15 protein-coding genes and 1 tRNA gene are annotated in these 18,693 nt (G+C 40.0%); 8 read left to right on the top strand and 8 right to left on the bottom strand.

The features are described 5' to 3' along the window. The first annotated feature begins 581 nt into the window (after window positions 1-581). The gene (locus HWQ40_RS13740; protein WP_292778566.1) at window positions 582-2,249 is read left to right on the top strand and encodes an MBL fold metallo-hydrolase; all 1,668 of its coding nucleotides are present in this window, start codon (window positions 582-584) and stop codon (window positions 2,247-2,249) included. Window positions 2,250-2,306: 57 nt separating this feature from the next. On the opposite strand, the gene HWQ40_RS13735 is transcribed toward HWQ40_RS13740, so the two are convergent. The 8 genes from HWQ40_RS13735 to HWQ40_RS13700 form a co-directional block, all read right to left on the bottom strand. After that, window positions 2,307-2,618 (bottom strand): DUF6679 family protein, encoded by a 312-nt coding sequence (locus HWQ40_RS13735; RefSeq protein ID WP_012408115.1) that lies wholly within the window; start codon window positions 2,616-2,618, stop codon window positions 2,307-2,309. Window positions 2,619-3,192: 574 nt separating this feature from the next. Continuing rightward, the gene (locus HWQ40_RS13730) at window positions 3,193-3,411 is read right to left on the bottom strand and encodes a hypothetical protein (RefSeq protein ID WP_104904795.1); all 219 of its coding nucleotides are present in this window, start codon (window positions 3,409-3,411) and stop codon (window positions 3,193-3,195) included. A 425-nt stretch (window positions 3,412-3,836) separates the two neighbouring features. Further along, window positions 3,837-4,625 carry a Nif3-like dinuclear metal center hexameric protein gene (locus tag HWQ40_RS13725; RefSeq protein ID WP_292778563.1) on the bottom strand — a complete coding sequence of 263 codons (789 nt, stop codon included), beginning with the start codon at window positions 4,623-4,625 and terminating at the stop codon, window positions 3,837-3,839. A gap of 39 nt (window positions 4,626-4,664) precedes the next feature. After that, entirely contained in the window at window positions 4,665-5,414 is a 750-nt protein-coding gene (locus tag HWQ40_RS13720) for a hypothetical protein (protein ID WP_292778561.1), read from the bottom strand. Window positions 5,415-5,705: 291 nt separating this feature from the next. Next, window positions 5,706-6,119 (bottom strand): secondary thiamine-phosphate synthase enzyme YjbQ, encoded by a 414-nt coding sequence (locus HWQ40_RS13715; protein WP_292778559.1) that lies wholly within the window; start codon window positions 6,117-6,119, stop codon window positions 5,706-5,708. Between the two features lie 106 nt (window positions 6,120-6,225). Next, entirely contained in the window at window positions 6,226-6,366 is a 141-nt protein-coding gene (locus tag HWQ40_RS13710) for a hypothetical protein (RefSeq protein WP_292778557.1), read from the bottom strand. Window positions 6,367-6,683: 317 nt separating this feature from the next. Continuing rightward, window positions 6,684-7,766, bottom strand: coding sequence for a glycosyl transferase (locus tag HWQ40_RS13705; protein WP_292778555.1), 1,083 nt, complete (start codon window positions 7,764-7,766; stop codon window positions 6,684-6,686). Window positions 7,767-7,851: 85 nt separating this feature from the next. Continuing rightward, window positions 7,852-9,045, bottom strand: coding sequence for an aminotransferase class V-fold PLP-dependent enzyme (locus HWQ40_RS13700; RefSeq protein ID WP_292778553.1), 1,194 nt, complete (start codon window positions 9,043-9,045; stop codon window positions 7,852-7,854). A 402-nt stretch (window positions 9,046-9,447) separates the two neighbouring features. Here HWQ40_RS13700 and HWQ40_RS13695 point away from each other — a divergent pair, with 402 nt between their 5' ends. The 7 genes from HWQ40_RS13695 (at window position 9,448) to HWQ40_RS13665 (ending at window position 18,362) form a co-directional block, all read left to right on the top strand. Continuing rightward, a complete protein-coding gene (locus tag HWQ40_RS13695) occupies window positions 9,448-10,908 on the top strand; it encodes a TM0106 family RecB-like putative nuclease (protein ID WP_292778551.1) in 1,461 nt (486 codons plus the stop codon). Between the two features lie 212 nt (window positions 10,909-11,120). Continuing rightward, window positions 11,121-12,305, top strand: coding sequence for an esterase-like activity of phytase family protein (locus HWQ40_RS13690; RefSeq protein WP_292778549.1), 1,185 nt, complete (start codon window positions 11,121-11,123; stop codon window positions 12,303-12,305). Between the two features lie 325 nt (window positions 12,306-12,630). Beyond that, window positions 12,631-14,253, top strand: coding sequence for a serine/threonine-protein kinase (locus HWQ40_RS13685; RefSeq protein WP_292778547.1), 1,623 nt, complete (start codon window positions 12,631-12,633; stop codon window positions 14,251-14,253). A 100-nt stretch (window positions 14,254-14,353) separates the two neighbouring features. Beyond that, window positions 14,354-15,880: a serine/threonine-protein kinase gene (locus HWQ40_RS13680; protein WP_292778545.1), complete on the top strand. Its 1,527-nt coding sequence runs from the start codon at window positions 14,354-14,356 to the stop codon at window positions 15,878-15,880. Between the two features lie 110 nt (window positions 15,881-15,990). Further along, window positions 15,991-16,064, top strand: a tRNA-Asp gene (locus tag HWQ40_RS13675). Between the two features lie 133 nt (window positions 16,065-16,197). Continuing rightward, a complete protein-coding gene (gltX, locus tag HWQ40_RS13670) occupies window positions 16,198-17,643 on the top strand; it encodes a glutamate--tRNA ligase (RefSeq protein ID WP_292778543.1) in 1,446 nt (481 codons plus the stop codon). A gap of 224 nt (window positions 17,644-17,867) precedes the next feature. Next, window positions 17,868-18,362, top strand: a complete 495-nt coding sequence (locus tag HWQ40_RS13665) for a hypothetical protein (RefSeq protein ID WP_292778541.1) — start codon at window positions 17,868-17,870, stop codon at window positions 18,360-18,362. Window positions 18,363-18,693: the final 331 nt, after the last annotated feature.

Below are 18,693 nucleotides of genomic sequence, written 5' to 3'. Positions count from 1 at the left end.
CAGCTTGACCGAAAGGTTCTACAATCTGACTGATTGCGGTAAATTTACCTATTGCCCAATCCATATAAGCATAGTAAAGATTTTCTAGTGATTCCGTTTGATTGCGGAAGCACTAAATTAATATAGGAAAGTCTTTGAGTAAAGGGCAGCAGACAAATGGATGTAAAGCTGATTCTAGCTGGATTAACAGTTATATTTACGCTTTCGTGCTTATTTTTTGGCACGAAGAATGGATTCTATGATTCAGATAACTATCATGGCAATGGCTCTGCACATTGAGATAAATCTGTAGACGCTCGATCGACTTCCCGGAGGGTGAGTTGGCTAAGAGCGCTCAAAACTTGTAAAGGGAAAAGAAACTAGAGGCAAACTCCTTGAGCTACTAGTTTGATAGGTTCTCGTTAGCCCACCTTTCCGAACCAGTGCGGGTTCGGTGCAGGCGTCCTCCCCAATCAAAAATCCGTATTCTCAGGGTGTAGGGGCGCACGATAAAACTTACCCCTAAGTCACAAAAGCAAAATTTGTGTAACTTTTGGCTTTTGGGATATGTCCATGATGATGAGGTTTGAGGGGAGGAGAGCATGAGGGATAATCTATCGGCATCCTCTCGCGTAGATGCAGAAGCGGGTAGTGAATTAGAATGTTTGCCCTATAGTGTTCAGCATGACAATGAGGGCGTGTGTTTATTGGTGAAAATGGGGCCACACCGCATCCTCTTGGACTGTGGTTTGGAAGATATTTCATCGCTGGCTAAAGGGCTTACTAAATCGGTACGTGGAACTAGTTCGCCCCTACCAGCAGATTTAGTTTTGATTAGTCATGCCCACCCAGATCACGCTAAAGGCTTACTGGCGCTGCATAAAGCTTTTCCAAAGTTACCGATTTATGGTAGTGAGGTAACTAGCAAGTTACTACCACTGAATTGGGTAGACGAAGACCCTGAGAAAATTTCCCAATTTTGTCATGCCTTACCATTGCGATCGCCAGTGGAATTCCAAGATGGTTTGGTGGCAGAATTATTTCCCGCAGGGCATTTACCAGGAGCAGTGGCAATTCTCCTGACCTACACCACCCAGCAGCGTACTTACAAGCTACTGTATACAGGGGACTTTTTCTTATCGAACTCCCGACTAGTAGAAGGTTTGCGTTTAGAGGAACTGCGGGGTTTAGACTTGGATGTGCTAATTATTGAAGGTACTTATGGCACATCCCGTCATCCTCATCGCCGCAACCAAGAAAATCAATTAGCCGAGCGAATTAATCGAGCGATCATTGACCATTGTTCTGTAATCCTTCCCACCCCGGCTTTAGGATTGGGTCAAGAATTATTAATGCTCTTGCGATCGCATCACCACTTCACCGGCCGAGATTTAGATATTTGGGTAGATGGTGCTGTCGCCACTGGATGTGATGCATATCTTGAACTGCTACCCCATCTTCCCCCATCGGTACAGAACTTCGCCCGCCATCAACCGTTGTTTTGGGATGAACGGGTGCGTCCCCGCGTGCGTCGGTTACAACCAGAACATCGTTCCACAGTGGGCAAGTCACCTTGTATTGTCCTCACCGACTCGACATCTGATTTAGGTGAACACTGCCAATTAGACACCGGGCCTTGGCTGATTCTCCTACCAGAAAAAATTGATATAAAAGTTAACAAAGAATATTTAGCGCCCACCACTATTGAAACCTATCTCTTAGCTCAACATAGTGATGGCCCTGGTACTACGCAGCTAATTCATAATTTGCGGCCCCAGCACGTCATTTTTGTCCACGGTTCCCCTGCCTACTTGGCAGACCTGACTAGCTTAGAAGAGTTGCAAAACCGCTACCATGTACATTCCCCGGCGGCTGATACCTTAGTAGAACTGCCCATCGGCGACACGTTTTTACAACCAGCAGCACCTGAAACTAACTACGAAGGCGAACTGACAGAGTTAGGAACAGTAATCACAATCACCCTACCCAATGTGATTACTGCCGATACGCGTTGGCGGCAATTTGCCGATACTGGTTTAATCGAAGCTCGTTGGCAAGGGGAAGAATTAGTATTAAGGGGATTGTCTCAACGAGAACTGCTCAACCAAAACAGCGATCGCTATACATGGGCCGATGTAGACTGTTGTGGTACTTGCCGACATCAAAGAGGGCAGCGGTGTTGGAACCCAGCTTCCCCGTTATATAACTTTAAGGTAACTCTCGAAGGTTACTGTCCTGCCTTTGAAGGCTTATCTAATCCTGAGTCCTGAATGCTTAATGCTGAGTTAGGATTTGTTACTCAGCACTCAGCACTCAGCACTGATTATTTATTCTGGATTCGAGTCAGTGTAACGGTTGTGGATGCGCTCTGCTTCGGGACAATCTTCAGTCATCAGAGGTTCTACATTACCGCGCGGTACTGAAGCCAATTTTTGCGTTACAGCACCAATGCTCTCGAGGCGAACCATTTCTTCCCAAGAACAAACTTCGTCCTCTTCTTCTGTTTCATAGCGTAGGGTCACTAAATCTCCCTCTATGTCTATGATGCGGGCGCGTTCAATCCAGCGTTGCTGGTCCCGCAAGAAAACACATACCTCGCGCCCATCGCAACACAGTTGATAAATCTTGCGGTGTAGCATGTACTGTTTCTGCCTTTTTAAACAACGTAGTTAAACCTGTCAAAATCTGGGTTCTACCCCATTACATTACACCTTTAAGAGGTTAATTTCACTGTTCAGAACAAGTAAGCTTCATAACCGAATCCCAAGATTTGCTTATAGTTGTCAAAATATCAGGATAATGTTGGGTCATAAATCAGATGCTCTAGCAATGAACTCAATCTCTCTCCGGCTTATTCTAGGGAATATCTGCTTCTATGGAAGTCAGACAATTCGGTACCTGTCCTAACCAGGTTTATATTTGTTGGTGAGTCATTCTTACCATTATGTAATAAAGAATACTCCAAAACAATCGTTGATTGCGGTTGTTTAACTTGCCTACTTTTAATCATTGGCATTACTGGGAAGTCCGGGGACTTAGCTTTACTTTTACCCACTTGTATCTGATCTTAACTCATTCTCTTGCTGACCTTGATGCTTTTCAACAACAACACCTAAATAGTTTTGAGTTTTTCAGGTTTTTGCTGAAAAAAGGCAACAGCGTCAGGGAAGAGGTAGAGCGAAAAGACCATGAGAAAATTCTACTCCAGAAGTCTCAGGAGGATTTATGTGGTAAGGGAAATTCTATAAGCACGTTCGAGGAGGATGCTTCTCGTTTAATTTTTCCGGCACGAACTGCATCGTATAGGGCTGCAAGGTCTGGCAAGTCCTCTGACTGATAGCATTTAGTGGCTAGCACCTGCTGGAGTAAACCCTCAGATTCAACACTAAGATATCCAGTTTGGAAAGCAGATGCAATAATTGTGCGAATCATCTTGATTAGGGCAGAGTGAGCAAATTATTATGTCTAGTGTGGAACATTTTCCTCTGTTACTAATTGATATGAAACATTAATACTGTGTGATTAGTATTACGCTCAATCAGTGATTTACATCACAAGATGATTTTTCGATACTCAGTCTATTAATGTACAGAGATAAAAGGGTATAGAAATTTTCAGCATCAATGTTGATACCATTTCTTTGTGAGGCTGCGCCAAACCTTTTTAACTTCTTTCTTTGTGTCCAACTCTTACGAGACGCTGCGCGAATGCGGTTCGTTTTTCTTTATTATATTTAGATATGGTTTAGCGCATCTTCATACAGAATTGGTATGAGAAGCTGAATATCTTAACAAAATTAAAATACAACAATCAATTTTTTCGACAAGCATCTACAAAATACAATCAAACATCAGCAATCAAGCAAAAAACTGGCGGAAATCTTCATCTTTTCGACTTAATTGTACCCAGTCTAAGTTTAAAGACTGGAATTTTTGCACCAAGCGATCGCAAGCCGGACGTTCGGTAGCGTAATGTCCAGCATCGATTAAAATGAGATTGCGATCGCGGCTTTCTTGAAACTGATGAAATTTACAGTCAGAAGTCAGATAAGCTTGAGCACCTGTTTTGGCAACAGCTGAAATGTAACTAGCACCCGAACCACCCAAAACCGCAACTCGTGAAATCGTTTGCTGTAAATCAGCACTTGGGGAAAAAATCAAATTAGGGGGAGAAAGTCGGGTTTGAATGGTGGCGAGTAATTCCTGTAATGTCAGAAATGGCTCTAGCAAACCAACACGACCATATCCTAATCCGGCTTGTGTAGGTACTATGGGAGTAACTTCTTTGAGTCCTAAAATCTGAGCCAAAACGTCAGCAGTTCCATCTTGCACTTGGTCAAAATTCGTGTGGGCAGTGTAAATACCAATATTATGGGTAAAGGCTAACCGTACCATTTCAGCGATCGCTTCACCAGTGCGTAAAGATTTGAGAGGATTAAAAATTAAGGGGTGATGGGCGAATATCAGATTAGCATTTTCTGCGATCGCTTCCTGCATTACCGCCAAAGTTGGTGTCAAACACACCAATACCCTTGTTTTTTCCTGCAAAACTCCTGGTTCAATCTGCCAGCCACAATTATCCCAGCTTTCACACCAAGTGGGATTAGCCCATGCTTCAAACCAAGTAATTAAATCAGCAATTTTCATAATTCTTTTATTCAGCAATTTTTAATTTTTAATTGCTAATCAGTGTCTTTGTGGTTGAATATCTAATTTTAATGCTAATTGCTGGCGCATCTCCTGGAAAGGTCTATTCCATATAGGGTTAGCATTCCAATTCCATGCCGCTACTGGAATAAGTTGTTCCTCAGCAAGACAAGTTAGCAGACGGTATTCATCTTCTGGTTCACGAGAAAAAGTGAAGGGGTTGCGGTAGCCAGTCTCACACAGTTTATAAGATATGACCTGACCATGATTAATACGTTGTAAAAGTTCTTTACCTTTAGCGAGCAAATAATCAAAAAAAACTAGACTAAAAGGTTCTACATGTGCACGGTTTTGTGGTTCTTTTTGCACCCATCTTGCCCAATCAAATCCATACATAAAATCATGAACATAACGGAAGCGCATTTCCGTTTTATTTCCAAACATTTCTGTCAGGGAAATCATCTTTTTACTAAAAATTTTTAAGAAAGTAATAGCTCCCTCATCTGCGGTTAAAGCCTGTCTAAGCATACTACGTACAAGAAAATCAAAATCCCAGAAGATGTTTTCTGGAAAGTTTTCTAACTGAGTACGGACGATGCTTTCAAGAGTTTGTTGAATGGTTGTGATAATTTTAATATCAGTGTTTTGTTCAGCGATCAGATTTCCCAATTCTGCAAAGCTGGTCATTAATGTCTTTTGGGGATTGAGTGAAAATAAGTTAACAGACTGCTGGGCAAGGATTTCATCAATAAATTGAAAAGTATGAGTTGATGTTAGTTTTTGCTTCATAGTAATAGAAATAGCCCAGACAGCTTACACTAAATATTAGTGTATCTCGGCATAAGTAGATTATTTTATAATCACAAAAAAACTTAACTTTTGGATTTACAAATATACACGAATTGTTTAGTACGTATCTGGTTAGTTTTGCATCAATAATTATGATAAGAAAGTTATCAAGGTGATATTTATTTAATGCATATCACCGTGACTTTAGGAGATTATATCCAAAAGGTAGACAGTATAACCAGAGTATTTAAACTCTACCAAACCAGACTTTCAATAAAACTTGAGAATCGGCTATCCAGAAATGTGAACAACCAATTCTCTAGAATGATTGCGCTGGCGGTGTTCCCAAATATAAATTCCCTGCCAAGTTCCCAGTACCAAGTGGCCGCGATTAATGGGGATATGTTCACAAGTGTGGGTGAGTGCAGTACGGATATGTGCTGGCATATCATCGGGCCCTTCTGCATCATGGATGTATTTACCTGATTCTGGTACGAGTTTTGCCATAAAATTAGCTAGATCCACAAGAACATCAGGATCGGCATTTTCTTGGATGACTAAACTGGCTGAAGTATGGCGCAAAAATAAAGTACAAAGACCAGTTTCAACACCCGATTCTGCGACTGCGGCTGCAATTTTTGCAGTGATGTTGTAAAAAGATTTTCCAGTGGTGGAAATTTTTAGTAACTTTTGGTAGTGAGTCATTTAAAACAGTAATTATTGATGACAGTAAAAGCTAATTAGTAGTTTAATTGGCTTGATTTGGTTGCTCGCTAGATTGAGTATATTTTATCCTCAAGAGGCTTAACACCTAATTTACAGCCTCTTTGAGGAAATCTGGGATGATAAATGTGTTACGCAGATTGTGATCCAATGTAGTGTAATCTAGATTTGGCTCTGGCAGTTCTAAACTATTTTTAGAATATCTTGTATTGTCTTGGTTGATATTCATAATTTTTGTATTTCAGGAATGAAATAACCTGTTACTTGATGTAACAAGGCAACCACATAAATTCCAGCAGTAACACCAGTAGCATATTTAAAGACTAGGGAAATATGCTACTGGTTATTATTATAAGTCTATCTGAATTCAGCTAACATCTGTAAATTGTATTCTTGAGGCTTAAACGTCATATAATCTTCTGGAAACTTTAGCTTTTCTTTCTTTTATTCATTTTGTTTCTTTTTTTTATATTGGGGGTGAAAATAACTTACGTGGCAGCAAAGCCTAGATTAGTAAATTATTAATGGATGTTGCTTTGAATAATTTTATTTCGTCTGTAAATAATTGAGAACAGCTTTAGCGATCGCTTCATTACCATCCTTAGCAATTGGTTGAGATTGCTTTGGTAGTTGAGGTAACTCATGGAGAAAATTCCAAGTTCCTTGAAAAAACTCAGATGGGGTAATGATTTGATGCTGATTATAATTAGTTATACCTTTTACTATAAAAGTTGCTTCGGCAAAGTCTTGACGCGGTATAGTGACAATTGGTAATCCTAGTATTGTGGCTTCAGAAAAAGTACTATAACCAGGTTTAGAGACGACTCGCCCACAAATAGGCATAAAATCTACAGGGCGGTATTTGTGGTCATTAATTTTCACTAAATTAGGTATATCAGGAGCAGATTGATCGAATACGATAAATTGCCAATCTGGAAATCGCTGTAGGTTAGTATAAGGAATTTGCTGTAAACCCAAGCCACCAAAGGTTAACAAAATAGTTTTTTCGACTGGTGCAGTTATTCTCCAAAGAGAACGTAAATCATCAGCAGAATGACGGGGGGAACCGCCTGTTAAGCCGACATCTGTGATATTGTTAAAAGCTGGCATTGGTTCGTGGAAAGGAAGACGAAACAGGCGATCGCACTTTGAATACCAATCACTAATCCAATCTGCAACTAGGGTAAATTCCCCTCCCCAATCTCGGTAGATAAAGTCCCAGCCAAAGTTACTCATCATCCAGCAGGGAATATTTGCAGCTTTGGCAAACCCAGGCGCGAGGAAGGGAATATCTGCCAAAATAAGATTAACGCGATTTTGGCGGATAAAATTCACTTCTGAGGCAATCAGCGAATTTTGATGCTTCTTAATATCCAGCAACTTTTCTAAAGTCGCTCCTTTATCCATTGTCAAACTATCCGTTTGCACTACACCCAAATCAAATGCACGAGGACGATAGATAAAATCGCCTTCTATATAGCACTCTAGCAACCAGCGTGGGGCAGTACTCACCACAATTAGCAGAACTTCTGGACATAACTTTTGAATTGTTGCAGCTACAGAAGCCGTGCGGGTAGCATGACCAAAGCCGTGGTTAGTTATGGCTAAGTATAAGATTGGGCGTTCCATTTTTAAGTTAGAAGTTAGAAGTTAGGAGTTATGAGTTAGGAGTTAAAATCATAATTTATACACGCTAACTTACAACTCATAACTTTTAATTAATTTTGCAAAAATTTTGAATTGTCTCAACCAATAGGTCGATTTCCGATTCTAAAGTAAAGTAATGAACGCTAGCACGTATACAGCTAGGATCGGCAATTGTCCGGGTTAATATTCTTTGTGAGTCCAAAAATTGCACCAACTTCAAATGAGCTTGAGGTTGATTATTTTCAAGTTGAAAAGAGACTATACCACTTTCGGGTGGGGAAGTTCGCAAACAGTTAATATCTGGTAACGCCGTCAATTGTCGCCAGAGGTACTCACTGTTATGACAAATTTGCTCATAACGTTCCTGTGACGTTCCCCATTCCTGATGAATTGCGATCGCTTCCTTTAACCCAAGATACAACGGATAAGCTAATGTAGACACTTCGTATCGTCGCCCATCTGGAAGCCAATCCACAGGCTGAGATTGACTATCTACAACAATGCCATTCAAACCAATAAATGTAGGTTTTAGGCTTTCTCGTGCTTCTGGTCGAACATACAAACCACCCGCACCCGCTGGGCCACATAACCATTTATGACCCGTGAAAGCATAAAAATCTACTCCCAATTCAGTTAAGTTTAAAGGCAATAAACCAGCAGATTGAGCAGCATCTATTAATAGTTCAGAATGATTATTCCTACATACTTCGGCAATTTTGTCCAGAGGTAAAACTTGACCAGTATTCCAGAAAACATGACTCAAGATCACAAGACGGGTATTGGGGCGTAAGTGCTGGGCAATGATGGTTACAGGGTCGCCCTCATTTAAAGTTGCTTTTAGGGGACAAGTGGTAACTTCCACAGCAAATCTCCGCGAAATTTCTCGTGCTGTAGCAATTACACCTGGATGTTCGCAGTCTGAGAGCAGTAGATGGTCGCCAGCAAGCCATTCGATGCCCCACATGGCGATATTACAGCCAACAGTGACATTTTGGGTGAGAGTAATTGTTTCAGATGGTGCATTTAACTCTAAAGCGATCGCTTCTCTTGCAGCTTGAGTTTGAGGCGCTATCCAGCCATAGGCCTCATTCCCAAAGGGGCCTATTTGCTGAACATAAGCTTGAGTTTGGGCGATCGCATCCATTGCCCTTTGGGGCATGGGGCCTTGTCCCCCATAATTAAAATAAGCCTTGTTCGCTAAAGCGGGAAATTGCTCTCGATGGTGATGCAGCTTGATTGGTAATGCAGAAATACTAGTCATAATTTACAAGGGATATCTGTTGTTGCAGGCTATTGATATTCAAAAGTATTTGTACTTTGTGGTAAGAGCAATGAAATTAATTTAAGCCCCCGCTGCTAAATTTCATCTCAAATACCCTTGCGATAATGGACAAACTGTGATTTTTATTTTCTCTCAGTTGTAATTTGGCAGAAAAGCAAATGCTTATGGTGTTTACGCCAATAGCTAGCTGTTGACAGTATAAAATAAACGGCAAATTAAGCGTGGACGCGTTGGCGTAGCCCACCGTACCCTTTGGGAAGCAAGCTACGCGTAGCGTCTGTCTACGACACGCTGCGCAAACGCAGAGAAGGTATCGCCACTTCCAGATTTTAATTGTCAGAGTTACTCCCAGATTCTGCTAAATCTTGTTAACTTAAAAGGATGCTAATTAATGCTGAACTCCTACTGCAATACCAACGCTGTAAACGCCGACCTTTTCTAGATATCCACGGTGACAAAAGTCAGCGCGATGCCCCCAATGAGTTGCTACGGAAACTGCAACAGGACAAAATCGCTCATCAGTTGAATGCTTTAGCACAGATGACTTATCACCAACCAGATTATTCTTATGGAAACTGGGAAAGGGCAGAAAAGGCAACTTTAGAATTGATGCAGCAGGGAGTTGAGTACATCTATAAAGGAGTGCTGTTAGCAAATTATTCTGAAGTAGACACGCTGCTAAGTCGTCCAGATTTACTCGTGAAACAACCAGGACAATCCCATTTTGGAGATTGGATCTACGTCCCAGTAAATATTGAACTGGGTAAGCGCCCTAAGCAAGAATATCAGGTTGTCGCTGCATTTCATGCCCAAGTGTTGGCAACAGTGCAGGGAGTTGCACCTGAAACAGCTTTGCTCATATTGCGAACCAAAAATACAAATTATGCAGTGGATCTGTGCAAATGGACACCACGAATGCAGCAGATTCTGGAGGAGTTTATTCAAGTTTTAGAGTTACCGAATCCGCCAGAGGTGTTTATCTCTCGCCAAAAGTGCAATTTTTGCCATTGGTATAGTGAATGTTATGCGATCGCTCAATCTGAAAAACATCTCTCACTGCTACCAGGTGTAACACCCCTGCGCTACACTCAACTCCAAACCTTAGACCTTACCACACTGGAATCTCTTGCTAATATCAGTCCCAGCAGTTTAGAAAACCTACTTGGTTTTGACAGCCAAGTAGCGCCCAAATTGGTAGTGCAAGCTCAATCTGCACTAGAAAAACGACCGTTAATCTTACCCTACCCGTTACCAACAGAAAATATTACATTCACAGCGCCTATAGAGCTTTATTTTGATATTGAAGCCCAGCCAGACTTAGATTTAGATTATCTCTTAGGGGTTTTGGTTGTTAATAGACAAGCTAATACAGAACAATTTTATTCCTTTTTAGCAGACAAACCAGAAGACGAAGAATTAGTTTGGCAGCAATTTTTGGATTTGGTTTGGCAATATCCCGAAGCGCCAATTTATCATTTTTGTGTCTACGAGTTTGATACAGTCAAACGGTTGGCAAAACTTTACGGCACTCCACACTCTTTAGTACGTCCTGTACTGAATCGGTTTGTCGATGTGTATGAACAATTAACCCAAAGTGTAGCATTGCCCGTAGAAAGCTATGCCTTGAAAGCGATCGCTCGTTGGATAGGATTTGAGTGGCGTGATAAAGAAGCCAGTGGTGCCAAGTGTATTTACTGGTATGATCAATGGTTAGAAACAGGCGATCGCACCTTACTAGAAATTATCCAACGTTACAACGAAGATGACTGCCGTGCCACTCATAAAGTCAAAGATTGGCTTGTCAACTTTTTCCAAGATGAATATGATTTACGATTAGCTTAAGTAATTTATTATTTTTTAAAGGTTTTCAAATTAAAAATACGTCTTGTCAAGTCTAAGTAAAGGAAACATCTGCCCAGACTTACCACAAAGTTAAAAAAGCATGATTTATCAGGATTTCCAGACTTGTATCTGTTAAATTCTTTATTTAATTGATATTATTTTTAGGGACGTATAAGTGTTCGTATCTAAAAATATCGATTTAATAAAAAACTATGCAGATAATTAAAAAAATTTTCGTATTTCCACGAATTATTTACTTTTTGATTCCAATTATAATTATTAGCCTTGTATTCACAAACTTTCCGTCAAATGGTGTTGAAATCAGTAGCATAAAATTTATCGGGGAAGCCACTCTCCCGAAGGGTTTAATCTTTCAAAAAACTGAAGTCGGAGGTTTATCTGGAATTACATATAATGCAAGAAATAACCTTTATTACGCTATTTCCGACGATCGTGGTCAAAAAGCTGCCGTTCGTTTCTACACCTTGAAAATCGACTTGAGCAAAGGTTCTCTACAAAAAGGTGGAATTATTCCAGTCAGCGTTACCAGATTATTAAATGAAAATGGTCAAACATTTAGCCCTGGTGAAACTGATACAGAAGGTATTGCATTAACTAATAAATCAACTGTATTGATTTCTTCTGAAGGCGACGCTGCAAAATTAATTAATCCTTTTATTAAAGAGTTCTCACTATCTTCTGGGAGAGAAATTTTCACACTCCCTATACCAAACAAATTTTTACCAGATAAAACTAATCAAAAAGGTATCCGCAACAATTTGGCTTTTGAAAGCCTCACCATCACACCCGATAACAAGCATCTATTCACAGCCACCGAAAATGCTCTAATTCAAGATGGTGTCGCAGCTAAACCTAATATCGGTAGTCCTTGCCGAATTTTGCAATACAACTTGCTCAACAACCAGCCAGAAAAGGAATTTCTCTATCAAACTGAACCAGTTACACCATTTTTGAATCTGATTGGCAAATTCGCTAGTGGATTACCCGATTTACTTGCTCTCGATAATCAAGGACATTTCTTAAGTTTAGAAAGGTCTTTTACTGGTTTAGGATTTGCTATTTTCCTGTTTCAAGTTTCTTTAGAAGCAGCCGATGATATTCATAATATTAATAGCCTTTTAACAGTTGACTCCAAAAATATTAAACTAGTTAAGAAGAAACTGCTGTTAGATTTGAGAAAACTAGATGTACTGCTAGACAACATCGAAGGCTTAACTCTTGGCCCAAAACTACCGGATGGTCAACAATCATTAATTCTCATCAGTGATAATAATTTTAACTCCCTGCAACGCACCCAAATACTAGCTTTTAAAATTAAAATTGAAAATCCACTAATTAGATTATTACGCCGTTTACTCTCAAATTTTAACCTTTAACCGTATAGAGGTAAAAGCGCATAGGCGTAGCCCGTCATAGACATCGCGGCTTGACTGCTATTTAGTTATTTCTGATTATTCCTGTGTATTCACGGAATCTACTAAGTAACTTTATCTAGCTTATTTATAGTTTACGTGTAATTTCTCAACCGTACTCATTAATAAATATGTTACACAATGTTTAGTAGCTTTTGCAGAGAGCTTAAGCATATTTACAGCATATAATTAATTTTCTCAAAATTCGGATATTTCTCAGATTTAAATTTAATAATTAGCTAGACTTATTAAAGTATTTTGCCAATAACATTTTTTATAAATGATTTTTATGCCAGAAAATAAAATTGAGAGTATGGTAGGGCAAAAGGCAGAATTAGACGATTACATCGGACAATTTTTAAACAATCGCTATTTAATCAGAGATTTGATTGGCAAAGGGGGGATGGGTAGAGTTTATCTAGCGGAAGATACTGCTAAAGGCGGTATGCCGATCGCAATCAAAATCTTATCACTTAGTTTGTCAAACCAACAAATGTCCCAACGTTTTGCCAGAGAGATTTTTATTGGCGCTCAATTGGGTCGCAAAAGTAAACATATTGTTCGCATTTTAAGTTATGGAGTTACTGAGGATAAAACTCCATTTTATGTAATGGAATACCTCCAAGGAAAAAATCTCAAACAAATTCTGAAAATTCAGCCCTTAACAATATCGAAGTTTTTAGAAATTTGTAATCAAATTTGTTTAGGCTTACAATGTGCCCACCAAGGTATCAGCCTTAAAGGAGAGATTTATCCTATTGTTCACAGAGATATTAAACCAGAAAATATATTTATTGCTGAAGATAGTAAAAAAGGTGAAATTGTTAAAATACTAGATTTTGGTATTGCCAAGTTTTTAACAGAGCGAAGTGGGATGACCCTAACAGATTCTTTTATTGGCAGTTTGCCTTACTGTTCTCCAGAACATATGGAAGGGCGTAAACTGCTAGATGTCCGCTCTGATATTTATAGTTTGGGAGTACTAATGTTTGAGATGTTGACAGGGAAACATCCATTTCAAACAAAAAGTAACTCCTTTGGTACTTGGTATCAAGCCCATCGCTTTCAAATGCCACCGACAGTTGAAGAAGTAAATCCGCAAGTTAAAATACCAGAAATATTATCAAAAATATTGATGAGTTGTTTAGCTAAAGAAGTAAGCGATCGCCCTCAGAATATCAATCAAATATTAGAAGATTTAGAAAAAGTTAATGCTCAACTTAATGATGTTATTCCTAGCACTAGTACTGACATTATTAAAATCTCGCTTCCAGTTCAATTAGTACCTGCAACTTTATTATCAGAAAAAGAGTGTTTGCAGAAAAATTGGCCGAAAAATAAACCAATTGCATCAATTGGATTTCCCCATTTACTACAAACTCCTCAAAAACCTATACCAACTTTTTGGGCAATGTTGCCCAAACAAGAAATTGCAAAACTTTTAGATAAAATACATAGTACTGAATTTATTAGTAAAATGAGTGTATACCCGATGCTAGTGTGGGTAACAGTACTATATGATGCTCAAGCTTCTACGACTAAGTGGCTACCTTATTTTCTGGATCTAAAAGATAATAAAGGTCAAAATATAGCACGTAGTTTAGCGGAAGTAGGTTACTATCATCTACTATTTTTTCCCCTAGAAGAACCAACTCACTGCTCTCATGTAACAACTTTAAACCTCACGGCTAAACAGCGTCAACAACTTGTAGATTGGTTAGATATGAGTCAACAGTCAAATGAACTAATCTTGCCTAATCAAGCCAAAAATATTCTCAGAACAGAGTATGAAAAGCTGAAGTTAGACATTTTACAAAATTTAGCCACACATCAAAAAATTGAGAAAGAAGGTTTAAAAAATTGGATGACTAAATTCTTGGAGATGTTTTTGAAACTTCTATTACGTTCTTGAAAGCTTGCTATCAAAATCAAAATACTTGCCACCATTACCTAATAATATTTTTATGTCTTTATTGCTAACTTGAAATGAATCAGCATCAGAGGTGAACAAAGTGAATCAGAGCTTATTTACATCTTCAAGTAGTACGGGCTTGCTTGCCAATCGTTATCAACTCAAGCAATTAATTGGCAGCGGTGGCATGGGTGAAGTTTTTTTAGCAAATGATGTTTTGTTAGGAGGTATACCAGTTGCTATCAAGTTTTTGACTCAAACTGTTGTTAATACCAAGATGCAACAAGACTTTGCTCGTGAAGCTTTAATGAGTGCAGCCTTGAGTCAAAAGAGCGTACATATAGTGCGGGCGTATGATTATGGTGTGAATGAGAAAGGAAAACCATACTACGTCATGGAATATCTATGTGGCAAGAGTTTAAAGGATTTAATTCCGCTACCTCTAGCCATGTTTTTAACTCTCTCTCGCCAAATTTGTTTGGGCTTACAGTGTGCCCATCAAGGTATTAACATTGATGGCAAAATTTGTCCGTTGGTTCATCGAGATATCAAGCCTGCCAATATATTAGTTATTCCCGATCCAATATTGGGCCAGTTAGTTAAAATTTTCGATTTTGGTATTGCTAGATTTTTGAATTATGCATCAACAGCTAGTACAAGTAGCGGATTTAATGGCACTTTACCCTACTGTTCTCCAGAACAGCTAGATGGGGAAAAACTAGATAGTCGCTCTGATATTTATAGCCTGGGTGTGATGATGTTTGAGATGCTCACAGGCAAAAAACCTTGGCAACCAGAAACTGATTACTTTGGTGCTTGGTATAAAGCACATCACTTTGAAGCACCAAAAACGATCGCAGATGTTAAACCTACTCTTAAAATACCTTACAAGCTAAATAATTTAATTATGGCTTGTCTAGCTAAAAAAGCAAGCGATCGCCCTCAAAATATCGCTGAAATTTTACAAGTTTTCAATAGTCTAGAACAGTCTAATTGTCCAACTCCGCCTACAAATTTTGCCTCTAACTCCATCCTTGGCAGTTCCTTAAATTCTGCATTACCAATCACTGTAGAACAAAGCTATCGGCAACTTTTGTGGCCTCAAAATAAACCAATTCAAGAAATTGTTTTTCCCCAGCTTATAGACACTCCACAAGGATCTATAACAGCGCTATGGTTGATGTTGTCTAAACAAGAAATCAAAAACTATGCGGTTTCTAACCGTTATAACCAGTTTGTCTTTGTCACATCCCCTCACCCAATGTTGTTGTGGGTAACTGTACTCTATAATCGGCAATTCGCTCCTAAGTGGCTACCGTGCTACTTAGATATGCAAAATCCCCAAAATCTGAGGATGGTAAGTTTCCTGGCTGAAAATGAACAATATCCTTTGATTTTCTTTACTCTGGAAGCACCACATTCCTGCATCAAGGTTCTCAGCAGTCGCATTGAGTCAACTCAGCGGCAAATGTTGAAAACCTGGGTGCAACAGAGCTATAGTCTACCACCCGCTTCTCAACCCCAATTGAGCAAACAGCTATTGAAACAGCAGTATAAACAAATGCAATCCCGAATATTGCAACATCTCGAATCAGAGCCACAGATTGTATTATCACGCTCTCTTTAACGAATAATTCGCACCTGGGAAATACGTAACAAAAATAATTCCTAATTCCTAACTCCGAAACACTTGACAAGTAGAGAAAAAATAGTGATAATAGCAAAGTTGCCAAACAAGGGACTGTAGTTCAATTGGTTAGAGCACCGCCCTGTCACGGCGGAAGTTGCGGGTTCGAGCCCCGTCAGTCCCGTTCTAAATTTATGAGTAGCGAATCACTTAACTTAGGTGACATTGGATTTTGAATTACCCAAAGAGGTTGACTCAGGATTCAGGATTTAAATATAAGCTACATTTATCATGCTTTGCGAAAGAGAGAATTAACTGTGACTGTTAGAGTCCGTATTGCGCCGAGTCCAACCGGAAATTTACATATTGGTACAGCTAGAACGGCTGTATTCAACTGGTTATTTGCCCGTCACCACGGCGGGAAATTTATACTGCGAATAGAAGACACAGATTTAGAGCGATCGCGTCCCGAATACACCGACAATATTCTTGAAGGACTGCGCTGGCTAGGACTTAACTGGGATGAAGGGCCATTTTTCCAATCCCAACGCCTGGATCTTTATAAAGAAGCAGTAGAAAAACTGCTAGAGCAAGGATTAGCCTATCGCTGCTACACCACTTCCGAAGAACTAGAGGCTCTCCGAGAAGCTCAAAAAGCTAGAGGCGAAGCACCTCGCTATGACAACCGTCACCGCAACCTCACCCCAGAACAACGCGCTGCCTTTGAAGCAGAAGGTCGCTCTTTTGTAATTCGCTTCAAAATCGAAGATGGGCGGGAAATTGTCTGGAATGATCTAGTAAGGGGAAAGATGTCTTGGCGAGGTAGCGATTTAGGTGGTGATATGGTCATCGCCCGCGCCTCAGAAGAGGGTAGTGGTCAACCTTTATACAACTTTGTCGTTGTAGTGGATGACATCGATATGCAAATCACCCATGTCATCCGGGGAGAAGATCACATTGCCAACACCGCCAAGCAAATTTTGCTGTATGAAGCAATGGGTGCAAAAATTCCAGAGTTTTCTCACACGCCATTGATTTTGAACATGGAAGGGCGCAAGCTTTCTAAGCGAGATGGCGTCACTTCCATTTCTGACTTTCAGCAAATGGGTTTTACTGCTCAAGGCTTGGTGAATTACATGACATTGCTGGGTTGGTCGCCACCAGACTCGACGCAAGAAATATTTACCTTAGAAACAGCAGCCAAAGAATTTACCTTTGAGCGCGTCAATAAAGCAGGTGCAAAGTTTGACTGGGACAAGCTGGATTGGCTGAACAGTCAGTATATCCACAAGACGCCAGTAGATAAACTTACAGATTTACTCATCCCCTTTTGGGAAGCGGCTGGCTATAAATTTGATGGTGGAAGAGAACGCCCTTGGTTAGAACAGCTAGTAACTTTAATTAGCCAGAGTTTGACTCGCCTGGTAGATGCAGTAGCTCAAAGCCAACTGTTTTTTAGCGACACAGTTGAATTTAGCGACGAAGGTAGTACACAACTGAAGCAAGAAGGTTCTACTGCTGTTCTTGAAGCGATTGTCACAGCTTTAGACAATCAGCCACAACTGTCCGAAGCCACCGCCCAGGAGATTATTAAACAAGTGGTGAAAGAGCAGAAAGTCAAAAAAGGCTTAGTGATGCGATCGCTCCGAGCAGCTTTAACTGGAGATGTTCATGGCCCCGACTTAATCCAATCTTGGTTACTACTAAATCAGATTGGTTTAGATAAGCCCCGCTTGAGTCGGGCTATAACGGAAGCTAAGTAGCGATTACTTCCAGATATTTAGAAATATTTTAGATTTTGGGGGCGCACAAACGTGTGCCCCTATTCATAAGGTAAAGCAACTATGGAAACAGGAAATCATTGACTAATTACTAATGAATTATTCCCAATTTAAAATCTAAAATAGTTAGTCAATTATCCTCATGTTGGGAACTTGGTGTGTAAAATTCATGTCTTCAAAAACACTTAGAAGCGAACGTAATTACAATGCCGACAAAAGCGCTCAATAGAGGAATGAGATTATCGTTCATGATAGTTACGCTCTTCATCACATCGACAGTTAATGCTGCGGTTGATGCTCAGGAAGCGCCAACGATATTTGGAGATGTCACCATTAGCCCTCAGTTTTCACCAGACCCCCTGACAGTTCGTGGGATGAGTGGTGGCTCAATATCTGGAAGTCAAGTAGGTGGGAGAAGCGAAACAGCCACTGGCCCCTGTACCGGATTTGTGGATGAAACACCAGACCACACATTAGGGTTAACAAGTAAATTTGACTACCTAAAGCTGCAAGTGCAAAGTCCTGAAGACACCACCATGATTATCAAAGGGCCCGGTGGTACTTGGTGCAATGACGATTTTGATGGCAAAAATGCTGGCATTGTTGGTGAATGGCTACCTGGAAGTTACCAAATTTGGGTTGGTTCCTACGAAAAAGGCAAGTATCTTCCTTACACTCTACAAATTACAGAAGTTAAGTAGGGTATTGGGGTAAAGGAGGACATGGAGACAACCTCTGGAATAAGGGTTCAAAAGTTGCACACCGCAAGAAAATCACCTCGCTCACTCGAAAGATTCGCAGGCCGTTTGCTCTGTCGTGTTTGAGCACAAGCGCTAAGCGATCGCTAATTTTGAATCTCTGCTATTTTACAAAATTCTTTGTGCTTGGGTTCAAGCAAATATTGACCCTAGCATTGCAAGTATGTTCTGGGTCAAATCAGACAAAACTCTCAAAACGCTTAAAGTTATACAGGGCAAAGCTTAAGAGAGCATCTCGTTTTAATACCACAGCGAGTAGATTATGTGAGCATGA

The organism is Nostoc sp. NMS9, from assembly GCF_017114995.1.
GTDB lineage: Bacteria > Cyanobacteriota > Cyanobacteriia > Cyanobacteriales > Nostocaceae > Nostoc.
This window is presented reverse-complemented; position numbering and strand designations above follow the sequence as displayed.